Source organism: Marseilla massiliensis (assembly GCF_016899855.1).
Taxonomy (GTDB): Bacteria; Bacteroidota; Bacteroidia; order Bacteroidales; family Bacteroidaceae; genus Prevotella.
The window spans coordinates 1-2,092 of sequence record NZ_JACJJG010000185.1; the positions used below are offsets into that span (position 1 = coordinate 1).

The 2,092-nt window shown below is 39.3% G+C and carries 1 protein-coding gene and 1 pseudogene; both read left to right on the forward strand.

All coding sequences use genetic code 11. From position 1 onward, the window contains the following. Positions 1-257 (forward strand): annotated as a pseudogene (locus H6A34_RS14190) (IS4 family transposase); the annotation flags it as partial. A 326-nt stretch (positions 258-583) separates the two neighbouring features. Beyond that, positions 584-1,837, forward strand: coding sequence for an ATP-binding protein (locus tag H6A34_RS14195; protein ID WP_205106046.1), 1,254 nt, complete (start codon positions 584-586; stop codon positions 1,835-1,837). Positions 1,838-2,092 lie beyond the last annotated feature (255 nt).

A 2,092-nucleotide genomic window follows, 5' to 3' on the forward strand; every position in this document is an offset into this window, starting at 1 on the left:
AGCACCTCAAGATAAAGAAATTCTGGGGCACAACAGAGAACGCCGTCCGCATACAAATCAGTGTGGCTATTATCACATACTGTCTTGTGGCTATTGTCCAACATGATATGAAGTTGAAACGCTCAACCTATGAAGTTTTGCAAATTCTCAGCATATCATTGACAGACAAAACCTACTTGCGTGACCTGTTCGACAAGACTAATTTCAATGATGTCAAAGATCTAAATGATCCCCTGATTCCGGGGATATTTGATTAATTGTTTAACTCGTCTCATTTTAACGGGACACTAATGATTTTGATATTAAACAAATTATTGATTTTCTAATCTCATCATGAAAAATATAAGAAAGACAGCCGTTTAGGTCTATCCTCCGTGTAATATTAAGCAAGATTTGCTGACATTTCATCCGTTGCTTTTTGGCCATTAACGATTATTTTGCCATATTTTAAGCACTTCCGATTTTTATTTTATAAATATGGACAAGATGCCACAAATATGAAATAGACGTTTGGCTCTTTGGAAAAATTGGAGTATCTTTGTACTGCAAATATCCGGCAATATAGTCACAAATCTGAAATAGCATGGAAATAAAACGCGATAGATACCTCTCAGAATTGGAGGCAATGAGGCATACCGGCTTCGTTAAGATAATCACTGGTATAAGAAGGTGCGGCAAGTCTTACGTGTTGTTCAACCTGTTTTATAATAACCTGCTCAATATTGGTGTTGACGTGTCTCATATCATAAAGGTGGATCTTGATAGCTTCCAAAACAGGAAACTCCGTAATCCGGATGAACTTTATCAATACCTTGACAAAAGCATAATGGATAATGGTATGCACTATTTCCTTCTTGACGAAATCCAATTGGTCGATGATTTTGCCGATGTATTGAACAGCTTTTTGCGGAGGAGCAATGTTGACATCTATGTGACCGGAAGCAATGCCAGACTTCTTTCAAAGGACGTTATAACCGAGTTCAGGGGGAGAGGCCATGAAATAAGGATGTATCCGCTGTCGTTCAAGGAGTATATGTCCGTTTATGAAGGAACTGTGCAGAAAGGACTTGATGAATATATGACATTCGGCGGCCTGCCACAGATATTCGACTATACCACGGAAGCGCAAAAATCACAATTCCTTAAGTCGCTGTTTACCGAAACCTACCTTCGTGACATTAAAGACAGATATAACATACGGAAGGATGATGACCTTGAAGAGCTGCTTGACATCATTTCGTCGAACGTCAGTTGTCTCACCAATCCGAACAAACTTGCAGACACGTTTAAAAGTGTGAAGAAAGCGGAAATCAGCAGTGCTACGATAAAAAAATACCTTGATTATCTCCAGGATGCCTTCCTGATAGAGAAAGCCACACGGTATGACATAAAAGGCAAACGTTATATTGACACGCCGTTCAAGTATTATTTCTGCGACTTGGGGCTTAGGAACGCAAGGTTGAACTTCCGCCAGACTGAGAAAACGCACTTGATGGAGAACGCCATATACAACGAACTGCTGATGCGTGGCTTTAACGTTGACGTAGGCGTTGTTCCCACAAGGACGATAAACCCTGAAGGCAAACAGCAACGTGTGCAATTGGAAATAGACTTTGTATGCAACCTCGGCAGCAAACGTTATTATGTGCAGTCGGCGTATTCTTTGCCGACAAGGGAGAAAGTCGAGCAGGAAGAGGCTTCGTTAATGAAAGTGGACGATTTCTTCAAACGAATCATAGTTACCGGTGACGATATAATGGTCCACCGCAATGAAGCTGGTATAACTACAATGAGCGTTTACGACTTCCTGTTGAACGAGAACTCGCTTGACATATAATGCCTGCCATAAAGTAAGCAATTCGTCTAAATTAATACGTTTAACATTTGCCATTTCTTTAGTATTTACTGCTTTACATAAGGTGGTAATATACTACATTTGTGGTTATTGCAATAAGTAAACAATATATTTTAGAAGGGGACATTCGTATCCAATTATTTTTTCATCTTAATTTAAATTATTTAGGACAAAAAATAAAAGAAAGACAGCCGTTTAGAGCCATCCTTCCCATTCAGTGTTAACACTTTATGGCAG

Coding starts and splice junctions, on each gene's coding strand:
- H6A34_RS14195 (WP_205106046.1), top strand. CDS start 584: ATGGAAATAAAACGCGATAGATACCTCTCAGAATTGGAGGCAATGAGG.